The organism is Streptomyces sp. R818, from assembly GCF_056172735.1.
Map to the genome: position 1 here is coordinate 404,735 of NZ_JAOCNE010000001.1, position 25,184 is coordinate 429,918.

Sequence of the window (25,184 nt, forward strand, 5' to 3'; positions counted from 1 at the left end):
CGTGTGAGGTACGGAGGACCGCCGACTTCCCCCGTGCCGCACCTTTTCCGAACAGTTTTCCCCAACTAATTCGCACCGGTCACTTCAAAGGCAGTACGAGTTCGAACAGGGCTCCGCCGTCCGGCGCGGCGCGCACCGTCAGGGTGCCGCCGTGCCGCTCGGCCACGTCCCGGGCGATGGCGAGGCCCAGACCGGCCCCGCCGCCGTCCCGGGACCGCGCGTCGTCGAGCCGGACGAACCGCTCGAAGATCCGCTCCCGCTCGCCCGCCGGCACGCCGTCCCCGTCGTCCGCGACGGCCAGGACCGCCCGGCCCCGCCCGGCGGACAGGGTGACGCGGACGCTGGTACGGGCGTGCCGCTGCGCGTTGTCCACGAGATTGCCGAGCACCCGCGCCAGCTGGCTCCGCGAGCCGCTCACCCGCGCACTCCCCCGCGCCTCCACGGCGACCGGGAGGCGGTCACCGCTCCGCTGGGACAGCTCCTCGCGGACCAGCGCGGCGAGATCGACCTCGGCCGCGCCCGGCTTCTCCCCCGCGTCGAGCCGCGCGAGCAGCAGCAGATCGGCCGCCAGCTCCTGCAGCCGTACGGTGTCCTCCACCGCGCCCGGCACATCGAGCAACTCGGGGTGCGCCGCGCCCACTTCGAGCTGGGTACGCAGGCTCGCGATCGGGCTGCGCAGCTCGTGCGAGGCGTCCGCGACGAACCGGCGCTGCCGCTCGACGGACTCCTCAAGCGCGGCGAGCGTCTCGTTCGTGGTCCGCGCCAGGCGGGCCACCTCGTCGTGGGTGTCCGGCTCGGGCACGCGGCGCGCCAGGTCGCGGGAGGCGGTGACGGCGGCCATCTCGGCGCGGATCGCCTCGACGGGCCGCAGCGCGCGCCGGGTCACCAGCCAGGTGACGCCGCCGACGACCACGAGCAGCACCGGGAAGCCGATCAGCATCGCGGTCAGCGCCGTGGAGGTCGCGCCCTGTTCGGCGGAGAGCGGGGCGCCCGCGTACACGGTCAGTTCGCCGTAGGCGGTGTCGTCGACGGTGACCTCGGCGAACCGGTAGTCGGCGCTGTCGCCGTCGACGGTGGCGCTGCCGCCGCTGTAGTCGGTGGAATCGGAGACCTTGCCGGGGCCGGTGCTGTCGTCCTCACCCGGACCGCCGTCGCCGCCATTGCCGCCGTCGCCGCCATCGCCGTTGCCGTCGCCGTCGCCGCCATCGCCGTTGCCGTCGTCGCCGTCCTCGCTGTCGTCCTGGGCGGCCTTCGCGGGGACGGGCCGCACCGCGCGCGTGCCGGTGCCGTCGATCCGCTCCAGGTCCTCCGAGGCGGCCACGAGCCGTCCGTCGCCGTCGACGACCTGGACGGGCTGGTCCTCGTCGTCCAGGTCGAGGGCGCCGGGCGCGGTGCCGGTGGCCAGGGCCGTGGCGACGCGGCGCGCGCCCGAGTCGGCGGTGCTGTCCGCCTGTTCGGTGAGGTTGGCGCGCAGCGCGAGCAGCACGGCGGCGCCCGCCGCGACCAGGGCGATCGCGACGACGAGGGTGGCGGCGAGCGCGGCACGCGCGCGTACGGAGCCGAAGGCGCGCCTCACCTGGGCACCTCAAGGCGGTAACCGGCGCCGCGCACGGTGCGGATGAGGGAGGCGCCCAGTTTGCGGCGCAGGGCGCTGATGTAGACCTCGACGATGTTCGGGTCGCCGTCGTAGGCGAAGTCCCAGACGTGCTCCAGGATGTCGGCCTTGGAGACGACCTCCCCCGCGCGCGTGACGAGCTGTTCCAGGACGGAGAACTCCTTGGCGGTGAGCGGGACCTCCCCGTCCCCGGCGTGGGTGACGCGGCGCGCGGCGGTGTCCACCGCGTACGGGCCGACGGTGTGCACGGGCGAGGCGCTGCCCGCGCTGCCGCGGCGGCGCAGCAGGGCCTTCACGCGGGCGACGAGGACCACGTACGAGAAGGGCTTGGTCAGGTAGTCGTCGGCGCCGGTGTCGAGCCCTTCGGCCTCGTCGTACTCGCCGTCCTTGGCGGTGAGCATGAGGATCGGCACGTCGTTGCCGGCGGCGCGCAGGGCGGCGCAGACGCGGTAGCCGTTCATGCCGGGCAGCATGATGTCGAGGAGGACGAGGTCGTACGCCCCCTCGCCCGCCCGGTGCAGCCCTTCCAGGCCGTCGTGGACCACGTCGACGGCGTAGCCCTCGGCGGTGAGCCCCTTGGCGAGCGACAGGGCGAGCCGCTTTTCGTCCTCCACGATCAGCAAGCGCATGGCAGCAAGGGTGGCAGGCCGAACCTGAAGAAACCTTCAGGGTGCTTCAGCGGGGCTTCAGGGTCGCTTCGGCAGGTTGGTTCCCGGCACCACACGGAGCCGACCTGACCGTCTCTGCGAACGGGAGAACCTCATGAAGCGCCGTACGACCGTCATCTCCGCCCTCGCCGCCGTCGCCCTGCTCGGCGGGGGCGCCGCGACCGCGGTGGCCGTCGCCGACGACGACGGCTCGGCGGGCCCGAAGTCGAGCGTGCGTGTCAAGGACGACGGGGTCAGCGACGCGCGGGAGAACGCGAACGAGGCCAAGGGCGCCAAGGTGAAGGCCGAGGACGCGATCGCCGCCGCCCTGAAGCACACGCCGGGCACCGCGACCGGCGCCGATCTCGACTCCGACGACGGCCGCCTGGTCTGGGAGGTCGACATCATCGGCTCCGGCCACACGTGGCACGACGTGGACGTCGACCCCGGTACGGGGAAGGTGCTCGGCGCGCACAGCGAGAAGGACGACGACGGGGACGCGGCGCGGGTCGCCTCCGCGCTGAAGGGGGCGTCCGTCTCCGCCGAGGACGCGGCGCGCGCCGCCGCGGCCAAGGGGACGGTGACCTCGGTCGACGCGGATGACGACGGGGCCGTCAAGGCCTGGGAGGTCGAGACGACGTCGGCGAACGGGAAGCAGCAGGACTGGCGGGTCGACCTCCGGTCGGGTGCGGTGTCGCTGGACCGCTCGGCCGACGACGACGGGGACGACGACTGAGCGGTACCGGGTGCTCGTCCGGGGCCGAGGCGCGGGTCACCGGGCTCCGCCCCGGACCCCGCTCCTCAAGCGCCGGAGGGGCTTGATTTCGCCGGGCACCGGCCCCGCGAGTCGGGGCGTCGCGGCGAACAGCCCCGCGAGCAGCGGGGCCACCGCCGCCGCCGCGAAGCAGACGGGCAGCGGGGCGTGGCCCACCAGGAGGCCGATGCCCGCCGCGCCGCCCGAACTGCCCGCGTTCACCGCGGTGTTGACCCAGGCGCCCGCCTGTGTGCGCAGGCCCGGGTCGACCGTCTCGTCCGCGATGAGGTACGCGGTCGTCAGCGCGGGTGCGACGAAGAGGCCGACGCAGGCCGCTGCCCCCGTGAGGGTGAGCAGGCCGGGGGCGAGGGCCGCGGCCCCGAGCGCCGCCGCGAGGCCGAACGCGAGCAGGGTCAGGCGGGTACGGGCGGGGCGCCGCCAGTCGACGGCGCCGTTGACGAGGCCGCCGACCGCGCTGCCCGCCGACAGCGCGGCGAGGACCCAGGCCGCCGCGTCGGCCCGGCCCCGGTCCTCGGCGAAGGCCAGCACCAGCAGGTCGGCCGCGCCGAGCGCGATGCCGACGCCGAGGGTCACGAGCACGGGGCGCCTGATCCGCCCCAGGACGCGGGCCCGCTCCCGCCGCTCCCGTCGCACCGGAACCGCCGTCCCGACCATGGGCGAGGCGACGAACCCCAGGGTCCCGACGGCGACGAGCCCGGCGCTCAGGGCGACGCCGAGCGCGGCGGGCGCGACCAGCACGAGCACGCCCACGATCAGCGGCCCGGACACGAAAAGCAGCTCCTCGGCGACTCCGTCGAGGCTGTAGGCCCGTTGCAGGAGCCGCCGGTCGGTCAGGCTCCGGGACCACACGGTCCGCATGGCCGGGCCGAGCGGCGGCGTCGCGGCCCCCGCGCACAGGGCGAGCCCGACGAGCAGCGCGCCGGGCGCCCCCGGCCGCCAGGTCACGGCGGCGACCACCGCGAGCAGCGCCGCGTACCCGAGGGCCATCGGGGTCAGCGCGCGACGCGGCCCGTACCGGTCGATGTACTGGGCGCGCAGCGGCGACAGAAGGACACTGGCGGCCCCGAACACCGCCATGACGGTGCCCGCGACGGCGTACGAGCCGGTGGCGGCCTGCACCGCGAGCATCAGGGAGAGGGACACGACCCCGTACGACAACCGCCCGAGCAGGGCGGCACCGAAGGTGCGCAGGGCATACGGGGTTCGCAGAACAGCGGCGTACATGATGGATTTCCTCCGGGCACACGTGAACTCAACGGGGCGTCGACGCACCGGAGTTCTACGCACGAAGGAAGGTCACACGGCCAAGCTAGCAGAGGCGCCAGGCGCCGCAGAAGAGCGCGGGGTGCGCGGGGGCGCGGGCACCCGGTGGGGGCTCGGCTCAGCGCGGGCAGCGCGGGGGCGCGGGTACCGGTGGGGGCTCGGCTCAGCGTGGAGAGCACGGGGTGCGCGGGGGTGCGGGCACCGGTGAGGGCTCGGCTCAGCGCGGGCAGCGCGGGCGCCGGTGAGGGCTTTGCTCAGCGCGGAGGAGCGCGGGGTGGGGCCTCAGCTGCCGATCGGCTTTCTGCCCCGAGGCGGCGCGGGCGGCACCCGGAGGTTGCAGCTGGGGCGAGCCCGTCGACCAGCGCGGAGAGGCGCAGAGGGCCCTCGCGGGGCCTCAGGGAGAGCCCCCTCGACCAGCTCGGAGAGGAGCCCACGACGCCCGTCGGCCACAGCATTGGCGAGGCCTTCGCCCAGCCCCGAGCGGCACCGAGAGCGCCCACGAGCCCGCGAATGCCTGCGAGCCCCTCCGCCGACACGGCGCGGCGCCGAGAGCGCCCAGGGCCCGCACATGCCCGCAAACCCCTCCACCCGCACGGCGCGGCATCTAACACCCGCGGGACGCACATACCAGCGGGGCCCGCCCCGCCCGCCCGTGCCCGGAGGGCTCAGGTGTTGGTCAGCCCCTCCACCAGCTCGTCCGCCGCGCTGTACGGATCCAGTTCACCCGTCACGATGCGGTCCGCCAGGACGCCGAGGCGGCGGTCGCCGGAGAGGTCGCCGATGCGTTCGCGCAGGGCCGTGACCGCGATCGTCTCGACCTCGCGGGCGGCGCGCGCCGCCCGGCGCTCGGTCAGGACGCCGCGCTCCTCCATCCAGGCGCGGTGCTTCTCCAGGGCCTCGACGACCTCGTCGACGCCCTCGCCGCGCGCCGCGACGGTCTTCACGATCGGGGGGCGCCAGTCACCGGCGGCGCGGGCCTCGCCGAGGCCGAGCATGTGGTTCAGCTCGCGGGCGGTGGCGTCGGCGCCGTCGCGGTCGGCCTTGTTGACCACGTAGACGTCGCCGATCTCCAGGATTCCGGCCTTGGCCGCCTGGATGCCGTCCCCCATGCCCGGGGCGAGCAGTACGACGCTCGTATCGGCCTGCGCGGCGATCTCGACCTCGGACTGGCCGACGCCGACGGTCTCCACCAGGACGACGTCGCAACCCGCCGCGTCCAGGACGCGGATCGCCTGCGGCGCGGCCCACGCGAGGCCGCCGAGATGGCCGCGCGTGGCCATCGAGCGGATGTAGACGCCCGGGTCGGACGCGTGCTCGGACATCCGCACCCGGTCGCCGAGCAGCGCACCGCCGCTGAACGGCGAGGACGGGTCGACGGCGAGCACCCCGACCCGCTTCCCGGCCCGCCGGTACGCGCTGACCAGCGCGGACGTGGACGTGGACTTGCCGACCCCGGGCGATCCGGTGAGCCCGACCACGTACGCGTTCCCGGTGAGCGGCGCGAGCGCGGCCATGACCTCACGGAGCTGCGGGGACGCCCCCTCCACCAGGGAGATCAGCCGGGCCACGGCGCGCGGCCTGCCCTCTCTCGCCTGGGCGACCAGCGTGGGGACGTCCTGCATCACAGCTCCGTTCGGTCGGACTCGTACAACGTGTCGCGGTTACGCCTTCGGTACCCGTACCACCAGCGCGTCACCCTGACCGCCGCCGCCGCACAGCGCGGCCGCGCCGACCCCGCCGCCGCGCCGCTTCAGCTCCAGGGCGAGGTGGAGGACGATGCGGGCGCCGGACATGCCGATGGGGTGGCCGAGGGCGATCGCGCCGCCGTTGACGTTGACCTTGTCGGAGGTGACGCCGAGGTCCTTCATGGACTGGACGGCGACGGCCGCGAACGCCTCGTTGATCTCGATGAGGTCGAGGTCGCTGACCTCCAGGCCCTCCTTCTTCAGGGCGTGCGCGATGGCGTTCGACGGCTGGGACTGGAGCGAGTTGTCCGGGCCCGCGACATTGCCGTGCGCGCCGATCTCGGCGATCCACTCCAGGCCGAGTTCGATCGCCTTGGTCTTGCTCATGACGACGACGGCGGCGGCGCCGTCGGAGATCTGCGACGACGTGCCCGCGGTGATCGTGCCGTCCTTGGCGAACGCGGGGCGCAGCTTGCCGAGCGTCTCCGTTGTGGTCTCGCCGCGGATGCCCTCGTCCTTGCTGAAGAGGACCGGCTCACCCTTGCGCTGCGGGATCTCGACGGGCGTGATCTCGGCCTCGAAGACGCCGTTCTTCTGTGCGGCGGCGGCGCGCTGGTGGGAGAGCGCGGCGACCTCGTCCTGCTCGGGACGGGCGATGCCGAGGCGGGTGTTGTGCTTCTCCGTCGAGGCGCCCATGGGGATGTTCTCGAAGGAGTCGGTCAGCCCGTCGTGCGCCATGGCGTCGAGCATCTCGATCGCGCCGTACTTGTAGCCCTCGCGGGACTTGGGCAGCAGGTGCGGCGCGTTGGTCATGGACTCCTGGCCGCCGGCGACGACGACGTCGAACTCGCCGGCGCGGATGAGCTGGTCGGCGAGGGCGATCGCGTCGAGGCCCGAGAGGCAGACCTTGTTGATCGTGAGCGCCGGGACGTTCATGGGGATGCCCGCCTTGACGGCTGCCTGGCGCGCCGGGATCTGCCCTGCCCCGGCCTGCAGCACCTGGCCCATGATCACGTACTGCACCTGGTCGCCACCGATCCCCGCACGGTCGAGGGCGGCCTTGATCGCGAATCCTCCGAGATCGGCTCCGGAGAAGGACTTGAGGGACCCGAGGAGGCGGCCCATGGGAGTCCGCGCTCCCGCGACGATCACTGAGGTGGTACCGGTCGTTCCAGTCATGAGGCACGGCCCCTTGGGGATGAGAAGTGAACGAGGGTTTACTCGAATGTACTGAGCGGTACGCCGCACGTCATCGCCGGACAAGTGTGATCGCGCGCACGTTGCGTAATCGCCCCGGACCGCGCTGCACTTACCACATGCTGACGCGAATCGACCACATCGGGATCGCCTGTCACGACCTCGACGCGACCGTCGAGTTCTACAGGGCCACGTACGGCTTCGAGGTGTTCCACACCGAGGTCAACGAGGAGCAGGGCGTGCGCGAGGCCATGCTCAAGATCAACGAGACGAGCGACGGAGGCGCCTCCTACCTGCAGCTGCTCGAACCCACGCGCGAGGACTCCGCGGTGGGCAAATGGCTGGCCAAGAACGGGGAGGGCGTCCACCACATCGCCTTCGGCACGGCCGACGTGGACGCGGACTCCGCCGACATCAGGGGCAAGGGCGTACGCGTTCTGTACGACGAGCCGCGCCGGGGGTCCATGGGGTCGCGCATCACGTTCCTGCACCCCAAGGACTGCCACGGTGTGCTCACCGAACTCGTCACCGCCGCCCCGCAGGAGAAGACGGAGCACTGACCTCCGCATACTTGGGCCGGTAGGGTTGGGGGGCGGCTGTCGCGTGCAAGCGGGACGACGGGGCAGCCGTGGGCCGGGGTCCGGGTATCGGGGGACGAGGGTCGGCGGAGTCGGGCTGCGCACACGCAAGCCCGGGGCGCCGCCGTTCTCGATCTGACACCATTCCCCGGTGAGCCCCGTCCGGCGGACGGACGGAGCTCGTCAGGCAGTACTTGCGACCAGGGGACGGATGGGACCGCGCAGTGCGGGGCTACGAGAGCCAGGACGGCCACAAGCCGGCTGAGACCGACCATCTCTCGCGGTTCGAGGCCGAGATGGACCGGCTGAAGACCGAGCGGGAGAAGGCCGTCCAGCACGCCGAGGACCTGGGCTACCAGGTGGAGGTGTTGCGCGCCAAGCTGCACGAGGCGCGGCGCAGCCTCGCGATGCGGCCGTCCTACGACGGGGCGGACCTCGGCTACCAGGCCGAGCAGCTGCTCCGCAACGCCCAGATCCAGGCCGAGCAGCTGCGCGCGGACGCCGAGCGCGAGCTGCGGGAGGCCCGCGCGCAGACCCAGCGCATCCTCCAGGAGCACGCCGAGCAGCAGTCGCGGCTCCAGGCGGAACTGCACGCCGAAGCGGTCAACCGGCGCCAGCAGCTCGACCAGGAGCTGGCGGAGCGCCGCCGCACGGTCGAGAACCACGTCAACGAGAACGTGCAGTGGGCCGAGCAGCTCCGCGCCCGCACCGAGCAGCAGGCCCGCCGCCTCCTCGACGAGTCCCGCTCGGAGGCCGACCAGACCCTCGCCGCCGCCCGCGCGGAGGCCGAGCGGGTCGCCGCCGAGGCCCGCCGGCGCCTGACCGACGAGGCGGAGAACGCGTCCGCCCAGGCGCAGGCGCTCCTCGCCCGCGCCCGCCAGGACGCCGAGCGGCTTCTGAACGCGGCGTCGACGCAGGCCCAGGAGGCCACCGACCACGCCGAGCAGCTGCGCTCCACGACGACCGCCGAGTCCGACGCCGCCCGGCGCCGGGCGAGCGAGCTGAGCCGCGCCGCCGAGCAGCGCATCAGCGAGGCCGACGCGGCGCTGCGCGAGGCCCGCGCCGAGGCCGAGAAGGTACTGAGCGAGGCCAAGGAGGCCGCGGCCAAGCAGCTCGCCGGCGCCGAGTCCGCCAATGAGCAGCGCACCCGTACGGCCAAGGAGCAGGTGGCCCGGCTCGTCGCGGAGGCCACCAAGGAGGCCGAGGCCACCAAGGCGGAGGCCGAGCAGCTCGTCGCCACCGCGCGCGCGGACGCCGAGACGCTGATCGCGGAGGCCAAGGAGAAGGCCCGTACGGCCACGGCGGAGGAGACCGCGGGCGAGCTGGCGAAGGCCGCGCGCACGGCCGAGGACGTGCTCAACAAGGCGTCCGAGGAAGCGAAGTCGACGACGAAGGCCGCCGCCGAGGAGGCCGAGCGGATCCGCGCCGAGGCCGAGGCCGAGGCCGACCGGCTGCGCGCCGAGGCGCACGACATCGCCGAGCAGCTCAAGGGCACTGCCAAGGACGACACCAAGGAGTACCGCGCCAAGACGGTCGAGCTCCAGGAGGAGGCGCGGCGGCTGCGCGGCGAGGCCGAGCAGCTGCGGGCCGAGGCCGTCGAGGAGGGCGAGCGGATCCGGGCCGAGGCCCGCCGCGAGGCCGTCCAACAGATCGAGGAGTCCGCCAAGACCGCCGAGGAGCTGCTCGCCAAGGCGCGGGGCGACAGCGATGAGCTGCGCAGCGCCGCGACCGCCGAGAGCGAGCGGGTGCGCGCCGAGGCGATCGAGCGGGCCACCTCCCTGCGCAAGCAGGCCGAGGAGACCCTGGAGCGCACGCGCGCGGAGGCGGACCGGCACCGCACCGAGGCCGAGGAGCAGGCGGAGGCCACCCGCGCCGAGGCGGAGCGCGCCGCGCAGGAGCTGAAGGACGAGGCCGAGCGCGCCATAAGCGCCCGCCAGGAGGAGGCCGCCGCCGAGCTGACCCGGCTCCACACGGAGGCCGAGGAGCGCCTCACGGCGGCCGAGACGGCGCTGAGCGACGCCCGCGCGGAGGCCGAGCGGCTCCGCAAGGAGGCGGCCGACGAGGGCGACCGGCTGCGCGCGGAGGCGGCCGAGCGCGCCCGGACGGTGCAGGCGCAGGCCGAGACCGAGGCCGAGCGGCTGCGCACCGAGGCGGCGACGGACGCGGCGACGGCCCGTTCCGAGGCGGAGAACGTGGCGGTGCGGCTGCGCTCCGACGCCGCGACCGAGGCCGAGCACCTCAAGACCGAGGCGCAGGAGTCCGCCGACCGCATCCGCTCCGAGGCGCAGAACGCGGCGGAGCGGATCGCCACGGAGGCCGCCGAGACGCTGGCCGCCGCGCAGGAGGAGGCCGCCCGCAGGCGCCGCGAGGCCGAGGAGACGCTCGGCAGCGCGCGCGAGGAGGCCGACCAGGAGCGCGAGCGGGCCCGCGAGCAGAGCGAGGAGCTGCTCGCGGTGGCGCGGGCGCGCGTCGAGGAGGCGCAGGCCGAGGCGGCCCGGCTCGTCGAGGAGGCGGACACCCGGGCGACCGAGATGGTGGCCGCCGCCGAGCAGACCGCACAGCAGGTCCGCGACTCCGTGGCCGGGCTCCAGGAGCAGGCCCAGGAGGAGATCACCGGCCTTCGCTCGGCCGCCGAGCACGCGGCGGAGCGCACGAAGCAGGAGGCGCAGGAGGAGGCGGACCGGGTCCGCGCCGACGCGCACGCGGAGCGCGAGCGCGCCACCGAGGACGCCGCCCGCGTCCGCACCGAGGCGAACACCGAGGCGGAGGCCGCGAAGGCGCTCGCCGAGCGCACCGTCGCGGAGGCCATCGCCGAGTCCGAGCGGCTGCGCACGGACGCCTCCGAGCACGCCCAGCGGGTCCGCACCGAGGTCTCCGACCTGCGGACGGCCGCCGACCAGGACGCGTCCCGTACGCGCGCGGAGGCCCGCGAGGACGCGAACCGGATCCGGTCCGACGCCGCCACGCAGGCCGACACCCTGATCACCGAGGCGACGGCCGAGGCCGAGCGCCTGACGGCGGAGACGAACGCGGAGGCGGAGCGCGTCCGCGCCGAGTCCACCGCGAAGGCCGAGGAGCTGGTGGCCGCCGCCACCACCGAGGCGGAGCGGCTGCACGCCGAATCGACGGCCGCCGCCGAGCAGTTGGCGAACGACACGCGCGCCGAGGCCGAGCGGGTGCGCGCCGAGTCGGTCGCCCAGGCCGAGAAGCTGATCTCGGACGCGACCGGGGACGCGGAGCGGCTGCGCGCCGAGGCCGCCGAGACGGTCGGCTCCGCGCAGGCGCACGCGGAGCGGATCCGCAGCGACGCCGAGCGGGTCAAGGCCGAGGCGGCGGAGGAGGCCGAGCGGCTGCGGTCCGAGGCGCGCGAGGAGGCCGAGCGCACCCTGGACGAGGCCCGCAAGGACGCCAACAAGCGCCGCACCGAGGCCGCGGAGCAGGTCGACAAGCTCATCACGGAGTCCACCGCGGAGGCCGAGAAGCTGACGCGCGAGGCGCAGGAGGCGGCGCAGAAGACGACGGCGGACGCCGAGGCGCAGGCCGACACGATGGTCGGCGCGGCCCGCAAGGAGGCCGACCGCCTCGTCGCCGAGGGCACGGTCGAGGGCAACACGCGCGTGGAGAAGGCCCGCACGGACGCGGACGAGCTGCTCGTCGGCGCCCGCCGGGACGCGACGCAGATCAGGCAGCGCGCCGAGGAGCTGCGCGACCGGATCACGGCCGAGATCGAGGAGCTGCACGAGCGCGCCAGGCGCGAGTCGGCGGAGGCGATGAAGAACGCGGGCGAACGGTGCGACGCGCTGGTCAAGGCCGCGGAGGAGCAGCTCGCCGAGGCGCAGGCCAAGGCCAAGGAGCTGGTCGCCGACGCCAATTCGGAGGCGAGCAAGGTCCGTATCGCGGCGGTGAAAAAGGCCGAGGGGCTGCTCAAGGAGGCCGAGCAGAAAAAGGCCGAGCTGTCGCGCGAGGCGGAAAAGCTCAGGGCGGACGCGGAGGCCGAGTCCACGGCCATGATCGAAAAGGGTCAGCGCGAGCTGGACGTCCTGGTCAGGCGCCGCAAGGACATCAATGCTGAGATTTCCCGTGTCCAGGACGTGCTGGAGGCGTTGGAGACTTTTGAGACGTCGTCCGGCAGCGGGGGCAAGGACAGCGGCGTCAAGGCGGGCGCCGCGGCGGGCGCCACACGTTCGAGTGGCAAGGGGGCAGAGGGGTAGCCAGGAGCACAACTACCGTGCTTCGCACTGACCTTCGACCCTGTATCTGGCAAGTACTTCCGGGGCCACGCCACTCAAAAGGAGTGTCATTCTCCAGATCAAACGGGCATACGCTCGATGACACGCCGCTACGACCCCTAGGATTCCCTCTATCACCTCACCGGTCTCATTCGACAGGAACCCCATGAGCGACACTTCCCCCTACGGCTTCGAGCTTGTGCGGCGTGGGTACGACCGCGCTCAGGTGGACGAACGAATCTCCAAGCTCGTCTCCGACCGTGACAGCGCTCTTGCTCGAATCACTGCTCTGGAAAAGCGCATCGAGGAGCTCCACCTCGAGACGCAGAACGCCCAGGCCCAGGTGAACGACGCGGAGCCGTCGTACGCCGGGCTCGGCGCGCGCGTCGAGAAGATCCTCCGCCTCGCCGAGGAGGAGGCGAAGGACCTGCGCGAGGAGGCCCGCCGCGCCGCCGAGCAGCACCGCGAGCTGGCCGAGTCCCGCCGGGCGCCAGCAGTGTGCCCGCCAATAACCGGGACGAGCCCGAGTCGGTTCGCCCGGCCGAAGGAGCCGCAGAGGCGAGTCGCCGCCCGACTTCGGAGACGAACCTGGCCAAGCGCCGCGAGCAGTCCGAGCGCGACCCTGGCCTCCGCGTCAAGGCCAAGGCCGAGAAGCGCCTCGCGGAGATCGAGCACCGCGCCGAGCAGCTCCGCCTGGAGGCGGAGAAGCTGCGCACCGACGCCGAGCGCCGCGCCCGCCAGACGGTGGAGACCGCTCAGCGCCAGGCCGAGGACATCGTGGCCGACGCCAACGCGAAGGCGGATCGCATCCGCAGCGAATCCGAGCGTGAGCTCGCGGCGCTGACGAACCGTCGTGACTCGATCAACGCGCAGCTCACCAATGTGCGGGAGATGCTGGCCACGCTCACCGGGGCGGCTGTCGCTGCCGCTGGGGCCCCGGCTGATGATGAGCCCGTCTCGCGTGGTGTGCCTGCGCAGCAGTCCCGGTAGTCCCGGTACTTCCGGTTGTGGGGTGACTGCGGGCCGGTCGTGGCTGGTCGCGCAGTTCCCCGCGCCCCTGGGTGGTTGAAGTCCCTGTGCTGAATAAGTGGCAGGGGGCTTCTTCACGTTCTAGCGTTGCCGCATGATCGAGGTTGCGGGGCTCACCAAGCGGTACGGCGAGAAGACGGCCGTCGACGACCTGACGTTCTCCGTGCGGCCCGGCATCGTGACCGGTTTCCTCGGGCCGAACGGCGCGGGCAAGTCGACCACCATGCGCATGATGCTCGGCCTGGACAACCCGACCGCCGGCACGGTCAGGATCGACGGCAAGCGCTACGCCCAGCTCAAGGACCCGCTCCGGCACATCGGCGCGCTCCTGGACGCCAAGGCGATGCACGGCGGCCGCAGCGCCTACAACCACCTGCTGTGCCTGGCGCAGTCCAACGGGATCCCCCGCGGCCGGGTGGACGAGGTCCTGGACACGGTCGGCCTGACGGCGGTCGCCAAGAAGAAGTCCAAGGGGTTCTCGCTCGGCATGGGCCAGCGGCTCGGCATCGCGGGCGCGCTCCTCGGCGACCCGCGCATCCTGATGTTCGACGAGCCGGTCAACGGGCTCGACCCCGAGGGCATCCACTGGATCCGCACCCTGATGAAATCGCTCGCCTCGGCCGGGCGCACGGTCTTCGTCTCCTCGCACCTGATGAGCGAGATGGCGCTGACCGCCGATCACCTGGTCGTCATCGGCCAGGGCCGGCTCCTCGCCGACACCACCATGGCGGACTTCATCCGGGAGAACTCGCGCAGTTACGTACGGCTGCGCTCACCCCAGCGCGAGCGGCTCCTCGACGTGCTGCACGGGGCCGGGATCACCGTCGTCGAGGCGGGCAACGGCACGCTCGAGGTCGACGGGCACTCCGCCGAGGAGCTCGGCGAACTGGCCGCGGGCCACCAGCTCACCCTGCACGAGCTGAGCCCGCAGCAGGCCTCCCTCGAAGAGGCGTTCATGCAGCTGACCGCCGAGTCGGTCGAGTACCACGCGCACTCGGGGCCCGCCGCCCCGCAGTGGGGCGCCAATGAGAAGGGGGCCTGACATGGCCGTCGCCCAGGTCCTGCGCTCCGAGTGGACGAAGATCAGGTCGGTGAACTCGACGGCCCTCACACTCGGCCTCGCCATTGTCGTCTCCGTCGGCCTCGGCATGCTGATCAGCGCCCTGTCGAAGAACGAGTTCGACAACATGTCCACCGAGGACAAGCTGACCTTCGACCCGACCTTCACCGCCTTCGCCGGGCTCACGCTCGGCCAGCTCGCCCTGGTCGTCTTCGGCGTCCTGGTGGTGGCGAGCGAGTACAGCACGGGCATGATCCGCACCTCGCTGGCGGCGGTCCCGCGGCGCGGCACGTTCCTGTTCTCCAAGATCGCGGTCGCCGCGCTGCTCGCGCTCGTCGTCGCCCTCGTCACCAGCTTCGCCGCGTTCTTCCTCGGCCAGGCGATGCTCGGCAACCACAGCACGGATCTGGGCTCCCCGAACGTGCTGCGGGCGGTCATCGGCGCCGCCCTCTACATGACGCTGATGGCGGTGTTCGCCATGGGCGTCGCCGCGATCCTGCGCTCCCCCATGCTGGCGCTCGGCATCCTCATGCCGTTCCTCTTCCTGGTCTCCCCCATCCTCGGCAACGTCTCCGCGACGAAGAAGGTCGCCCAGTACTTCCCCGACCAGGCCGGCTCGAAGATCATGCAGGTCGTGACACCGCCGAACGACGACACCCCGTACGGCCCCTGGGGCGGGCTGATCATCCTGGTGGTGTGGGTCGTGGTGGCCTTGCTGGTGGGATATGCGCTGCTGAAGAAGCGCGACGCGTAACGCCTCGGGAGGCGCGCGGAGAGCCGCCGAACCCTTTACTCACTCTTGGCCGGAACCGTCAGCGCCCGGATATCCTCCTAACCCTTACGGGGGCGTGTGCCCCGGAGTCCTGAACCTTTTCAGAACCTTCCGATGGGTGCGGAGAATGATCGAGGCAGTCGGCCTGACGAAGCGCTACGGCGCCAAGACGGCCGTGTACAACCTTTCCTTCCAGGTGCGGCCGGGGACCGTCACCGGCTTTCTCGGACCCAACGGTTCGGGCAAGTCGACGACGATGCGCATGATCCTCGGCCTCGACCAGCCGACCACCGGACATGTGACGATCGGCGGCTACCCGTACAACAAGCTGCCGAACGCGCCGCGGCAGGTCGGCGCCCTGCTCGACGCCAAGGCGATGCACGGCGGCCGGGCCGCCCGCAGCCACCTGCTGTGCCTGGCCCAGCTCGCGGGCATCCCGGCCCGCCGCGTCGACGAGGTGCTTGGCGTCGTCGGCCTCCAGGACGTCGCCAAGCGGCGCTCCAAGGGGTTCTCGCTCGGCATGGGCCAGCGGCTCGGCATCGCCGCCGCCCTCCTCGGCGACCCCCAGGTCCTCCTCTTCGACGAGCCGGTCAACGGCCTGGACCCCGAGGGCATCCTCTGGGTCAGGAACCTGATGAAGACGCTCGCCGCGGAGGGCCGCACGGTCTTCGTCTCCTCGCACCTGATGAGCGAGATGGCGCTGACCGCCGAGCACCTCATCGTCATCGGGCGCGGCCAGCTCCTCGCCGACATGAGCGTCAGGGACTTCATCTCGCACAACTCGGCCGACTTCGCCCGGGTCCGCACCCCCGACGCCGAGCCGCAGCAGCGCGAGAAGCTGACCTCGGCGCTGACCGAGGCGGGCGGCCAGGTCCTTCCCGAGCAGGACGGCGCGCTGCGTGTCATGGGCCTGCCGCTGCCGCGCATCAGCGACCTCGCCCACGGCGCGGACGTCCGCCTCTGGGAGCTCTCGCCGCACCAGGCGTCCCTGGAGGAGGCGTACATGCGGATGACGCAGGGCGCCGTCGACTACCGCTCCACCGACGACCAGCTCGCGGGCTTCGCGCAGCCGCTGCCGCCCGGCGCGCTGCCGCCACAGCCGATGCCGGTCGCCGGACAGGGCCAGCCCGGCTGGTACGCCCCGCCGCCTCCCCAGGCACAGCCGCAGCAGGCACCGGTCGCCAACCCGTACGCCGCACCGGCGCCCGCGGCCGCCCCCGCGCCCGTACCGGCACCCGCCGCACCCGCGCCCGAGGCCGCCCCCGCACCCGCGCCGCAGCCGCCCGCCGCCGCTCCGACCATGGACAAGGACGACGCCCGATGAGCACGCCGCCCCCGCCCTACGCCGCCCCGCAGCAGCCCCCGGCGACGCCTGTCGGGCAGGTCTTCCCGGGCTCGTACACCTCGCCGATCCCCGTGCGCCGCGCGCACCTCGGGGACGCGCTCGCCTCGGAGTGGACGAAGATCCGCTCGGTGCGCTCCACGATGTGGACGCTCGGCGTGATGGTGCTGCTCATGGTCGGCATCGGCCTGGGCTCCGCGGCGATCGTCACCGCGGCCGACACCACGCAGCCGAAGCCGGACGAGGTGCTCAGCCTCGGCTTCTTCGGCGTGCTCCTCAGCACCATCTGCGTGATCACGCTCGGTGTCCTGACGATCGCGTCGGAGTACGGCACCGGCATGATCCGTACGACGATGACGGCCTGCTCCAGCCGCAGCCGGGTGCTCGCCGCCAAGGCGATCGTCTTCTTCTCGCTGGTCTTCGTCCTGACGACGGTGCTCACGGCGCTGGTCTCCGTGCTCCAGGTCGGCATCGTGGGCGTCGACTCGCCGAGCGGCTCGCAGTGGTTCAAGGCGACCGTCGGCGTCGGTCTCTTCGTCGGGCTGCTCGGCCTGGTGGGCCTGGCCGTCGGCACCCTCGTACGGCACTCGGCGGGCGCCATCACCATCATGATCGGCATCGTGCTGCTGCCGCTGGTCCTCGCGATGTTCATGTTCTCGGACTCGCTCGCCGACCTGCAGCAGGCCCTCTTCGAGTACTCGATCCCCAGCCAGCTCGCGGTGCTTTACGGCGACTCGGTCGCGGGCGGCTCTGGGCCGTCCGGCTGGGACCCGCTGTGGATCATGGGAGTGATCGCGGCGGTCGCGCTCGGCGGCGCCTTCTTCACCCTGAACAACCGCGACGTGTAGTCCGCGCTCGATGCCGCGCCCTCAGTGGCGCGGCGCGCTCCGGGACCGCTGCACCTTCGTGGTGCGGCGGTCCTTCGCGTTCCAGCACGCCTTGTGCCAGTGGCGGCGGTCGTCCACGCCGCCGTACTCCGGCCACGCCACGACGTGTGCGACCCTGGACGGGATCTCCTGGTCGCAACCCGGGCAGCGATACGTCTTCCCGGCCGCGCTCGCCCCCGCCACGTGCCGTACGCACCACTCCTCGCCCTGCCAGCTCTCGGTGGACTGGAACCCGCCGTAGCGCTGCCCCTCGTCCTCGCTGCTGCCTGCGGGCGGCCCGCCGGCCTTCGGACGGTTGCGGCGCGGGGACACGGCTCACCTCACGGAGTGTGCGGGTACGGGGGCGGAAACGCGCGTCCAGCGTACGCCGACCGGGCAGGGGTACCCGCCCGTCACCGTTCGGGCGCCCTGTCAAGGTTCTGCGGAAAATCCGCAAATCTGCATGCGCAGCCGTGCCTTTGGCACTTGTCAGCCGTTATTGCCTTCAGGGGGAGTGCGGCGTCGGCGCCGAGAGAGGCAGGAAGGCGATGCGCGTAGGAACTTTTGTACTGGCGGCCCAGTTCCCGGGTCAGGGGCAGGGGGAGGCGCTGCACCGCGCGGTGCGGTCCGCCGAGGTCGCCGAGGAGGCCGGCCTGGACTCGGTGTGGCTCGCCGAGCACCACTTCGTACCGTACGGGACATGCCCGTCGGCGATCACCCTCGCCGCGCTGCTGCTCGGCCGCACCCGCACGCTGCGCGTCGGCACGGCGGTGAGCGTCCTGCCCACGGCGCACCCGGTGGCCCTGGGCGAGCAGGCGGCCCTGCTGCACCTCACCTCCGGCGGGCGGTTCTCGCTCGGCGTCGGGCGCGGCGGACCCTGGGTCGACCTGGAGGTCTTCGGCGCGGGCGTCGAGGCGTACGAGCAGGGCTTCCCCGACTCCCTCGATCTGCTCCTGCGCTGGCTGCGAGAGCCCCGGGTGGCGGGCGAGGGCGAGCGGTTCGCCTTCCGCGAGGTGCCGGTCGTGCCGCGCCCCGCGGAGGCGATCGGCGGGACGGACCCGGCGGGCCCCGAGGTCGTCGTCGCGTGCACGTCGCCGAAGAGCGTGCGGCTCGCCGCCGAGCGCGGTCTGCCCATGCTCCTCGGCATGCACATCGGTGACGAGGAAAAGGCCGAGATGGTCGCCCTGTGGCGGCGCTGCGCCCGCGATGCCGGGCATCCGGCGGCCGACATAGTCACCGCACCCCATGTCTCCGCCGGGGTCGCCCAGGTCGGTGACGGCCGCGCGGAGGCCGCGGAGGCGCTGCTGAAGGCGATGCCGGGCTGGCTGAAGCAGGGGCTCGACGCGCATGTGACGGTGGACGGGCGGGCGCGCTCGATGCGGGACCCGTTCGCCTACACGGAGCTGCTGTGCGGGCTGCACCCGGTCGGCACGCCGCAGTTGTGCGCGGACCGGCTCGCGGCCACGTCCGAGCGGACCGGTATCACCCGGTTCGCGCTCCTGGTCGAGGGCTCGGGCGATCTCGCGACGACGGAGGAGAACGTGCGGCGGATCGGCTCGGAGGTACTGCCCCAGCTCAGCTGAGCGCGGTGGCTGTTCCCGTGATGCCTGTCGTCCCGTACTGATGCACCTCCCGCGTACGGGACGGCAGGCATTCCGGTTCAGCCGTCAGCAGTCACGGAATTCGGGTGACTGGTTGAGCAGCTGGTTACGGACCGAGGTGAAGCGGGCCAGTGTCCCGTCCACCGCCGGGTCCTGCGGGAACACCGCGACCCGGTGGCAGTTCTGGAAAGCCAGCCGTACACCGAAGTGCCGCTGCAGCGCGCCGCGAATCGCGTCGCTCGCGAGCGCGCGCAGCAGCTGCCCACGTGCCTGCTCGTCCGGCGGCGGCGTCTGGTTGTCGGCGAACTCTCCGCCGTCGACCTTCAGCTGTGCCACCAGCGAGCTGACCATCTCCCACGCGTAGGGCAGGGAGGTCCGGACGCAGTCGACGAAATCCGCTTCGTCGACCTCGCCTCGCTCGGCCTGTTCCAACAGTGCCGGTGAGACGTCGAGCGACATGGGTTCTCCTCTCGCACCCCCAACGGAGCGGGGGTTGACGGACAGACCAGGAGCCCACGGCACGACCCTCCGAACACACAGCGTGCACGCGCCGCGACCTCCTGCTTCTACGGTAGGCAACGCATCCGGGCCGCAACAGGGCGTGCAGAGCCTGGTTCGCACACAACCGGCCAATAACGAACGGGTGGGTTCCGGATGATAAAGGGCGCCCGGTGGGGCGCCCGTAGCGTGCTGGGGGCCATGGGGCGGGCGAATCGCGTGGACCCGTCGGCGTCGAGTAGCGTTGCCGACCATGCGTCTTGTCATCGCCCGCTGCTCCGTGGATTACGCGGGCAGGCTCACCGCCCATCTCCCTCTCGCCCCGCGCCTCATCCTCGTGAAGGCCGACGGCAGCGTCTCCATCCACGCGGACGACCGGGCCTACAAGCCCCTCAACTGGATGTCGCCCCCGTGCACCCTGAAGGAAGGGACCGGGGACGACGCGGGCACCTGGACCGTCATCAACAAAGCGGGCGAGAAACTCATCATCACGATGGAGGAGATCCTGCACGACTCCTCCCACGAACTGGGTGTCGACCCGGGGCTCATCAAGGACGGCGTGGAAGCGCACCTCCAGGAGCTGCTCGCCGACCGTATCGAGACGCTCGGCGAGGGGTACACGCTGATCCGCCGCGAGTACATGACCGCCATCGGGCCCGTCGACATCCTGTGCCGGGATGCCGAGGGGCAGACCGTGGCGGTCGAGATCAAGCGGCGTGGGGAGATCGACGGGGTCGAGCAACTCACGCGGTATCTGGAGCTGTTGAACCGGGATCCGCACTTGGCGCCGGTGCGAGGCGTGTTCGCCGCGCAGGAGATCAAGCCGCAGGCCCGGGTTCTGGCCACCGATCGGGGTATCGGCTGCACCGTGCTCGACTACAACGCCATGCGTGGCATCGAGGACGACAAGCTCCGCTTGTTCTAAGCCGCCCAGGGGCGCGGGGAACTGCGCGCTCAGCCATGACAAAGCCGCGGTCGCGTCTGCTCATGTACCGAGCAAACGCGACCGCGGCTTTTCTGTGGTTGCTCGCGCAGTTCCCCGCGCCCCTTACGGGGCGCTGGTCGACGTCAGAGGTGCCGAGTTGGTCGTCGTTCCCGGCTGCTCCGGGGGCGTGGTCGTCGGGCCGGGGTCCGGCTCGCTGGTAGACGGGTCGGGGTCCGGCTCGCTGGTCGACGGGGTGGGGCTGCTCGGCGGCGGCGTCTTGCTCGGCGACTTGCTGGGGCTCTTGCTCGGCGACTTGCTCGGCGACGTCTCCGGGTCGTCCGGTGTGGCCGAACCGCTCGGGATGCTCGACGGTGAGGCGCTGGTGCGGGACGTGGGCGTCGGGTCGTCCGCCGTGCCCGGGATGCCGTCCGCGCCGGGGTCGGACGGGGTGGACGAGGCCGGGCCGCTGGTGGTGCCGCCACCGCGTGGGGCCTCGTCCGCGCCGAGGTCGCCGCTGTTCTCCCCTGCCGTCGCCGACGGATTCGTACCGACCTTGTCGGACGGCGGATCGTCGTTGCCGGACGTGGCGCCGAGCGTGACGACCGTGCCGAGGACCGCCACGAGGAGCGCGCCGGCCCCGGCGGCGACGAGGTTGCGCCGGGTGCCGCCGACGATGGACTTACGGGTGGGCGCCTTGCCGCCGACGACGGTCGGGGCGGGTACGGGCGTGGGCACGGGCGGCACCCTGCGGGTGGCGACCGTGTCCGGCTCGGGGACCGGCACCGGGAAGGGGTACGCGGCCGGAGTGCCGCCGGGCGGCGACGCCGACTCCTCGTACATCGCCTCCGGGACCTCCTCGCCCGCGGCGGTGCGCCCGCCGGGCAGGACGCCGCCGGAGCGGTCCGCGACGAGCGCGAGGGCGCGCCGGCCCGCGATGGTGCCGCGCTTGTCGGCGAGGGCGCCGCGCAGGCCGATGGAGGCCTCCAGTTCGGCGCGGGCCCGGTCGAGGTTGCCGCCGAGGAGGGCGAGGATGCCCAACTCGTGGTGGAAGTAGGCCTCTTCGGGCACTTCGCCGGAGAGCCGGGACGCCTCCTGGCCCGAGCGCAGCGCGCGCTCCCAGGCGCCCCAGGCGAACCCGGCGGCGAACGCGGGCGCCGCCGCGCGGGCCAGCTCCACGGCGGGACTCACCTCGTCCTCGCCGGGTGGTGTCGTCCCGGGGACGAGGACGGAGAGCGCGGCGAGCACGGCGTCGGCCTCGGCGGCGACCCGCTCGGGGCCGACGGAGGGGTGCGCGGCCCACCAGGCGTAGTGCCGGGCGGCGGTGTGCGCGTACTCGACGGTCTCCTCGCCGAAGCCGACGGCCTCCAGCTGCACCTGCACGCCGGACGCGAGGCGGTAGCGGGCGCCGACGGAGGTGACGAGGGCGCAGGAGACGAGTTCGGCGAGCGCCGCGTCGGCGTGGGTGTCGCCGACGAGCGCGGGCAGGTGCGCCTGGTGCGGGACCTCGCCGCCGAGCGCGACGGCGAACCGCAGGGTGGCGCGGGCCGACGCGCTCATCCGGGAGGCGAGCAGCGCGGCGGGCGCGGCCCCGTCGGCGAGCGAGGGCAGCGGGACGTCGGGGCCGTCCTCGATGGCGTAGGAGGTGTCGAGGAGGGGCGGGTCGGCCGGGGCGGCGCCCGCGTCCTCGCCGAGGCCGAAGGCGTCGAAGCCGTCGGGGTCGGCGCGGAGCACGTCGCGCTGCCGCAGCAGGGCGCCGGCCTGCGCGAACCGCAGGGGCAGGCCCTCGGACTCGAACCAGAGGTCGCCGGCCCACTGCGCCTCGTCGTCGGTGAGGACGCGGCCGACGGCGCGCTCCAGGAGTTCGAGTCCGGCGCCGCGGCTGAGGCCGGCGAGGAAGACCTCCTCGACGAGGGAGTCGGCGGACGGCGCGGCGATGTCGGGTGTCGTGGCCAGGAGGAAGGCGCACTCGGGTGTCGCCTCGAGGAGTTCGTCGAGCGCGGCGCCGCCGAACTCGAGGTCGTCGAGGACGACGACGGCGCCGATCTCGTGGACGAGTTCGAGCAGGAGGGCGCGGTCCGGGCGGTGCAGCGGCGCGTCGTGGACGGCGGCGAAGAGGTCGTACAGGAGGTCGGTCGCGGTGCGGCGGTGTCCGGAGAGGCGGACGACGCCGTCGGGGGCGATGTCGGCGCAGTCCTCGGCGACCTGGTCGAGCAGCGCGGTGCGCCCGGCGCCCGAGGGTCCGGTGAGCCGTACGGAGCGCCCGCGCGCGAGGAGGCGTACGAGGCGCTCGCGCTCCTCCTGGCGCTCCAGGAGCGGCAGGCGGGGCAGTGCGGGGCCCGGGGGCAGCGGCGGGCGGGCGGCGCGCGCGAGCTCGGCGCGGTCCGCGGCGTCGTGCTTGCCGGGCCGGCCGGGGCGGCGGTCCGGCGGGCAGGCTTCGATCTCGCTGCCGTCGACGGGGTTGACGGTGAGGAGGTAGTCGCCGGAGACGAGCTGCACGGTGCGGGCGAGCGCGGGCGACGGCTGGCCGAAGTCGGGCGTGAACTGGTCGCGCGGCGGGCGCCTGCCTCCGGCGGGCGTGTCGTCGCGCTGGTCCTGGCCGAAATTCTCCGGTCCGCGGTTGTTCGGGTCCATGGTCAAAGCCCCCCAAAAGCGTGGTGCGCCTTCTGCCCTCCCGGCCTGTGCACACTGCGCTGTCGCTTCTGGTCCGGTCCCGCGTGGCGGGTTCGTCATGACGCGGGCGACCGAACCCTAGACCTTGGCACAGTATCTATGAACACTCGGGGTCCCGCGCCGTCCGAGACGTCACAGTCTCGTGAGGATTGTGGGCGCTGCCCACAGGAACGGCGTATTCATCCCAGGGTCACACACCGGGGCGGCCCCGGGTCACACCCGGGGCAGCGATTCGACGCCGATGCCGCCCTCGATGGCCAGGATCCGGTGCAGCCGGGTCGCGACGAGGAGGCGCTGCATCTGGGGCGGCACGCCGCGCAGCACGAGGCGGCGGCCGCAGCGCCCGGCGCGGCGGTGGGCGCCCATGATGACGCCGAGGCCGGTCGCGTCCCAGGAGTCCAGTTCGGACAGATCCAGTACGAGGTCGCCGAAACCGTCGTCGACGGCGGTGTGCAGGACCGTACGGGCGTCCGCCGCGCTGCGGACGTCGAGGCGGCCCCCGACGATCAGCTCGGCGTGGTCGCCCCTGATGTGCATATGCGCTCCCCGTGTGAGGCGGAAGTACTCGGGTACTCAGCTGGTCATGTGGTCCGGGTGAATTCGGTGGTCCGGGTGATCTGGGTATGTCACAGCAACTGACGGGCTCGGTGAGCCATAAGTTGCCGTCTGTAAGCGAACCGATACCGAATTCACCCCGACGGGTGACATGGCGTCAGGCGCCGCGTCACGCGTGCTTGTAGAAGCCCTGCCCGCTCTTGCGTCCGATGTCACCGGCGTCAACCATCCGGCGCATCAGCTCGGGCGGCGCGAACTTCTCGTCCTGGGACTCGGTGTAGATGTTGCCGGTGGCGTGGAGCAGGATGTCGACGCCCGTGAGGTCGGCGGTGGCCAGCGGTCCCATGGCGTGGCCGAAGCCGAGCTTGCAGGCGGTGTCGATGTCCTCGGCGGTGGCGACGCCCGACTCGTACAGCTTCGCGGCCTCGACGACGAGGGCCGAGATGAGGCGGGTGGTCACGAACCCGGCGACGTCGCGGTTGACGACGATGCAGGTCTTGCCGACGGACTCGGCGAACTCCCGCGTGGTGGCGAGGGTTTCGTCGCTGGTCTTGTAGCCCCGCACGAGTTCGCAGAGCTGCATCATCGGCACCGGCGAGAAGAAGTGCGCGCCGACGACGCGCTCGGGGTGGTCGGTCACCGCCGCGATCTTGGTGATCGGGATGGCGGAGGTGTTCGAGGCGAGCACGGCGTCCGGGCGCACGATCTTGTCGAGCGCACGGAAGATGTCGTGCTTGACCTCGAGCTTCTCGAAGACGGCCTCGACGACGATGTCGGCGTCGGCGACCGCGTCCAGGTCGGTGGTCGTGGTGATGCGGGCGAGCGCCTTCTCGGCGTCGTCGGCGGCGAGCCTGCCCTTGCTCACGAACTTGTCGTACGACGCCTTGATGCCGTCCGTGCCGCGGGTGAGGGCCTCGTCGGTGACGTCGCGCAGGACGACGTCCCAGCCCGCCTGGGCGGAGACCTGAGCGATGCCGGACCCCATGAGACCGGCTCCGATGACGGCGAGCTTCCCTGCCACGTGCGCTTCCCCTAACCGCGTTGTCACGTTCCGCGCGACCACTGTTCGCGACCACTGTTTACGTTGCTCTTTTGCGGACCCTAGCGTCCGTGAGGGGCCGTGTGACCGCTTAGAGATGCGCGTCACGTCTCGAATGACGGACATCACACCGGTGCGGGGCGCCCCGCGCCATCAGGCGTCGCGGACGGCGTAGTTGAGCACCTTCTCGCTCAGGAGTCCCTCGATGTCGTCCAGGACGTCGAGCATCTCCCGCGAGACGGCGGCGGGGGTGCCGCCGTCGAGCATGCGCCGCCCGATGGCCGCCATGACGGTCGACTGGACCCAGCCGATCTGACCGGCGATCAGGTCGGGCAGCGGGTCGCCGTCGCCCGCGCCGGTCTCCTCGCGCAGCGTCGCGGTCAGGTTCTCGATGACCTCCTGCTGGATGGCCCACAGGCGGGAGCGCAGGGCGGGGGCCGCTTGCACGACGCGCATGAAGGCGCTGTAGCCGTCCATCAGCCCGACGTGCGGCGAGACGGCCTCGATCTCCTCGCGCAGCTCCCGCAGGACGGCGACGGCAGCGGACTCGCCCGGCGCACGGCCGCGCACCCAGCGGGACAACCGGTCGACGATGCCCTTGGAGCGGTCGAAGAACAGGTCCTCCTTGGCCGGGAAGTAGTTGTAGACGGTGTTCACGGAGACGTCCGCGGCGGCCGCGATCTCCGCGACGGTCACCGCGTCGAAGCCGCGCTCCAGGAAGAGTCCGGTCGCGACGTCGGAGATGTATTGCCTGGTCTGCCGCTTCTTCCGCTCTCTGAGCCCCTCTGCCATGCCGTCGATCCTACCGATTGGCTGGACCCTTTGAATTTTTGGAGGC

The 25,184-nt window shown here is 72.6% G+C and carries 20 protein-coding genes and 1 pseudogene; 10 read left to right on the forward strand and 11 right to left on the reverse strand.

Going from position 1 to position 25,184, the window contains the following annotated elements:
• Positions 1-79: 79 nt before the first annotated feature.
• Together N5I75_RS01730 and N5I75_RS01735 are read right to left on the reverse strand one after the other, a co-directional pair.
• Complete coding sequence (locus N5I75_RS01730) at positions 80-1,576, reverse strand: sensor histidine kinase (protein WP_476673495.1); 1,497 nt, start codon at positions 1,574-1,576, stop codon at positions 80-82.
• Positions 1,573-2,244, reverse strand: a complete 672-nt coding sequence (locus N5I75_RS01735; protein ID WP_476673497.1) for a response regulator transcription factor — start codon at positions 2,242-2,244, stop codon at positions 1,573-1,575. The genes N5I75_RS01730 and N5I75_RS01735 overlap by 4 nt, the downstream gene beginning before the upstream one ends.
• A gap of 133 nt (positions 2,245-2,377) precedes the next feature.
• Here N5I75_RS01735 and N5I75_RS01740 point away from each other — a divergent pair, with 133 nt between their 5' ends.
• A complete protein-coding gene (locus tag N5I75_RS01740; RefSeq protein ID WP_476673499.1) occupies positions 2,378-2,998 on the forward strand; it encodes a PepSY domain-containing protein in 621 nt (206 codons plus the stop codon).
• Positions 2,999-3,034: 36 nt separating this feature from the next.
• Here the strand turns inward: N5I75_RS01740 and N5I75_RS01745 are convergent, their stop codons facing one another.
• From N5I75_RS01745 to N5I75_RS01755, 3 genes are all read right to left on the reverse strand, one after another.
• Positions 3,035-4,261, reverse strand: coding sequence for an MFS transporter (locus N5I75_RS01745; protein WP_476673501.1), 1,227 nt, complete (start codon positions 4,259-4,261; stop codon positions 3,035-3,037).
• 704 nt (positions 4,262-4,965) lie between these two features.
• Positions 4,966-5,922 carry a methylmalonyl Co-A mutase-associated GTPase MeaB gene (gene meaB / locus N5I75_RS01750; RefSeq protein WP_476673503.1) on the reverse strand — a complete coding sequence of 319 codons (957 nt, stop codon included), beginning with the start codon at positions 5,920-5,922 and terminating at the stop codon, positions 4,966-4,968.
• Positions 5,923-5,961: 39 nt separating this feature from the next.
• Complete coding sequence (locus N5I75_RS01755) at positions 5,962-7,164, reverse strand: acetyl-CoA C-acetyltransferase (RefSeq protein ID WP_476673504.1); 1,203 nt, start codon at positions 7,162-7,164, stop codon at positions 5,962-5,964.
• Positions 7,165-7,301: 137 nt separating this feature from the next.
• On the opposite strand from N5I75_RS01755, the gene mce reads away from it, so the two are divergent.
• The 7 genes and pseudogenes from mce to N5I75_RS01790 all read left to right on the forward strand — a co-directional run bounded on the left by mce (position 7,302) and on the right by N5I75_RS01790 (position 17,040).
• Entirely contained in the window at positions 7,302-7,742 is a 441-nt protein-coding gene (gene mce, locus N5I75_RS01760) for a methylmalonyl-CoA epimerase (protein WP_476673506.1), read from the forward strand.
• A gap of 242 nt (positions 7,743-7,984) precedes the next feature.
• Complete coding sequence (gene scy / locus N5I75_RS01765) at positions 7,985-11,971, forward strand: polarized growth protein Scy (protein ID WP_476673508.1); 3,987 nt, start codon at positions 7,985-7,987, stop codon at positions 11,969-11,971.
• A gap of 184 nt (positions 11,972-12,155) precedes the next feature.
• Positions 12,156-12,979: pseudogene (locus N5I75_RS01770) on the forward strand (cellulose-binding protein).
• A 133-nt stretch (positions 12,980-13,112) separates the two neighbouring features.
• Positions 13,113-14,060, forward strand: a complete 948-nt coding sequence (locus N5I75_RS01775) for an ABC transporter ATP-binding protein (protein WP_476673510.1) — start codon at positions 13,113-13,115, stop codon at positions 14,058-14,060.
• Between the two features lies 1 nt (position 14,061).
• Complete coding sequence (locus N5I75_RS01780; protein ID WP_476673512.1) at positions 14,062-14,832, forward strand: ABC transporter permease; 771 nt, start codon at positions 14,062-14,064, stop codon at positions 14,830-14,832.
• A gap of 145 nt (positions 14,833-14,977) precedes the next feature.
• Complete coding sequence (locus tag N5I75_RS01785; RefSeq protein WP_476673514.1) at positions 14,978-16,174, forward strand: ATP-binding cassette domain-containing protein; 1,197 nt, start codon at positions 14,978-14,980, stop codon at positions 16,172-16,174.
• Positions 16,171-17,040 carry an ABC transporter permease gene (locus tag N5I75_RS01790; protein WP_476673516.1) on the forward strand — a complete coding sequence of 290 codons (870 nt, stop codon included), beginning with the start codon at positions 16,171-16,173 and terminating at the stop codon, positions 17,038-17,040. The genes N5I75_RS01785 and N5I75_RS01790 overlap by 4 nt, the downstream gene beginning before the upstream one ends.
• A gap of 21 nt (positions 17,041-17,061) precedes the next feature.
• Here N5I75_RS01790 and N5I75_RS01795 read toward each other — a convergent pair whose 3' ends face one another.
• Positions 17,062-17,391, reverse strand: coding sequence for an ATP/GTP-binding protein (locus N5I75_RS01795; protein WP_476673518.1), 330 nt, complete (start codon positions 17,389-17,391; stop codon positions 17,062-17,064).
• A 215-nt stretch (positions 17,392-17,606) separates the two neighbouring features.
• Here N5I75_RS01795 and N5I75_RS01800 point away from each other — a divergent pair, with 215 nt between their 5' ends.
• Positions 17,607-18,641: an LLM class flavin-dependent oxidoreductase gene (locus N5I75_RS01800; RefSeq protein WP_476673520.1), complete on the forward strand. Its 1,035-nt coding sequence runs from the start codon at positions 17,607-17,609 to the stop codon at positions 18,639-18,641.
• 84 nt (positions 18,642-18,725) lie between these two features.
• Here N5I75_RS01800 and N5I75_RS01805 read toward each other — a convergent pair whose 3' ends face one another.
• Positions 18,726-19,118: an SCO5389 family protein gene (locus N5I75_RS01805; protein ID WP_394430356.1), complete on the reverse strand. Its 393-nt coding sequence runs from the start codon at positions 19,116-19,118 to the stop codon at positions 18,726-18,728.
• Between the two features lie 292 nt (positions 19,119-19,410).
• Here N5I75_RS01805 and nucS point away from each other — a divergent pair, with 292 nt between their 5' ends.
• On the forward strand, positions 19,411-20,082 hold the full coding sequence (gene nucS / locus N5I75_RS01810; RefSeq protein ID WP_476673522.1) for an endonuclease NucS: 672 nt from the start codon (positions 19,411-19,413) through the stop codon (positions 20,080-20,082).
• Between the two features lie 123 nt (positions 20,083-20,205).
• Here the strand turns inward: nucS and N5I75_RS01815 are convergent, their stop codons facing one another.
• From N5I75_RS01815 to N5I75_RS01830, 4 genes are all read right to left on the reverse strand, one after another.
• Complete coding sequence (locus tag N5I75_RS01815; RefSeq protein ID WP_476673524.1) at positions 20,206-22,713, reverse strand: ATP-binding protein; 2,508 nt, start codon at positions 22,711-22,713, stop codon at positions 20,206-20,208.
• Between the two features lie 252 nt (positions 22,714-22,965).
• A complete protein-coding gene (locus N5I75_RS01820) occupies positions 22,966-23,289 on the reverse strand; it encodes an STAS domain-containing protein (protein WP_476673526.1) in 324 nt (107 codons plus the stop codon).
• A gap of 187 nt (positions 23,290-23,476) precedes the next feature.
• Positions 23,477-24,328 carry a 3-hydroxyacyl-CoA dehydrogenase family protein gene (locus N5I75_RS01825; RefSeq protein WP_476673528.1) on the reverse strand — a complete coding sequence of 284 codons (852 nt, stop codon included), beginning with the start codon at positions 24,326-24,328 and terminating at the stop codon, positions 23,477-23,479.
• Between the two features lie 171 nt (positions 24,329-24,499).
• Positions 24,500-25,138, reverse strand: a complete 639-nt coding sequence (locus N5I75_RS01830; protein ID WP_476673530.1) for a TetR/AcrR family transcriptional regulator — start codon at positions 25,136-25,138, stop codon at positions 24,500-24,502.
• Between the last annotated feature and the right edge of the window lie 46 nt (positions 25,139-25,184).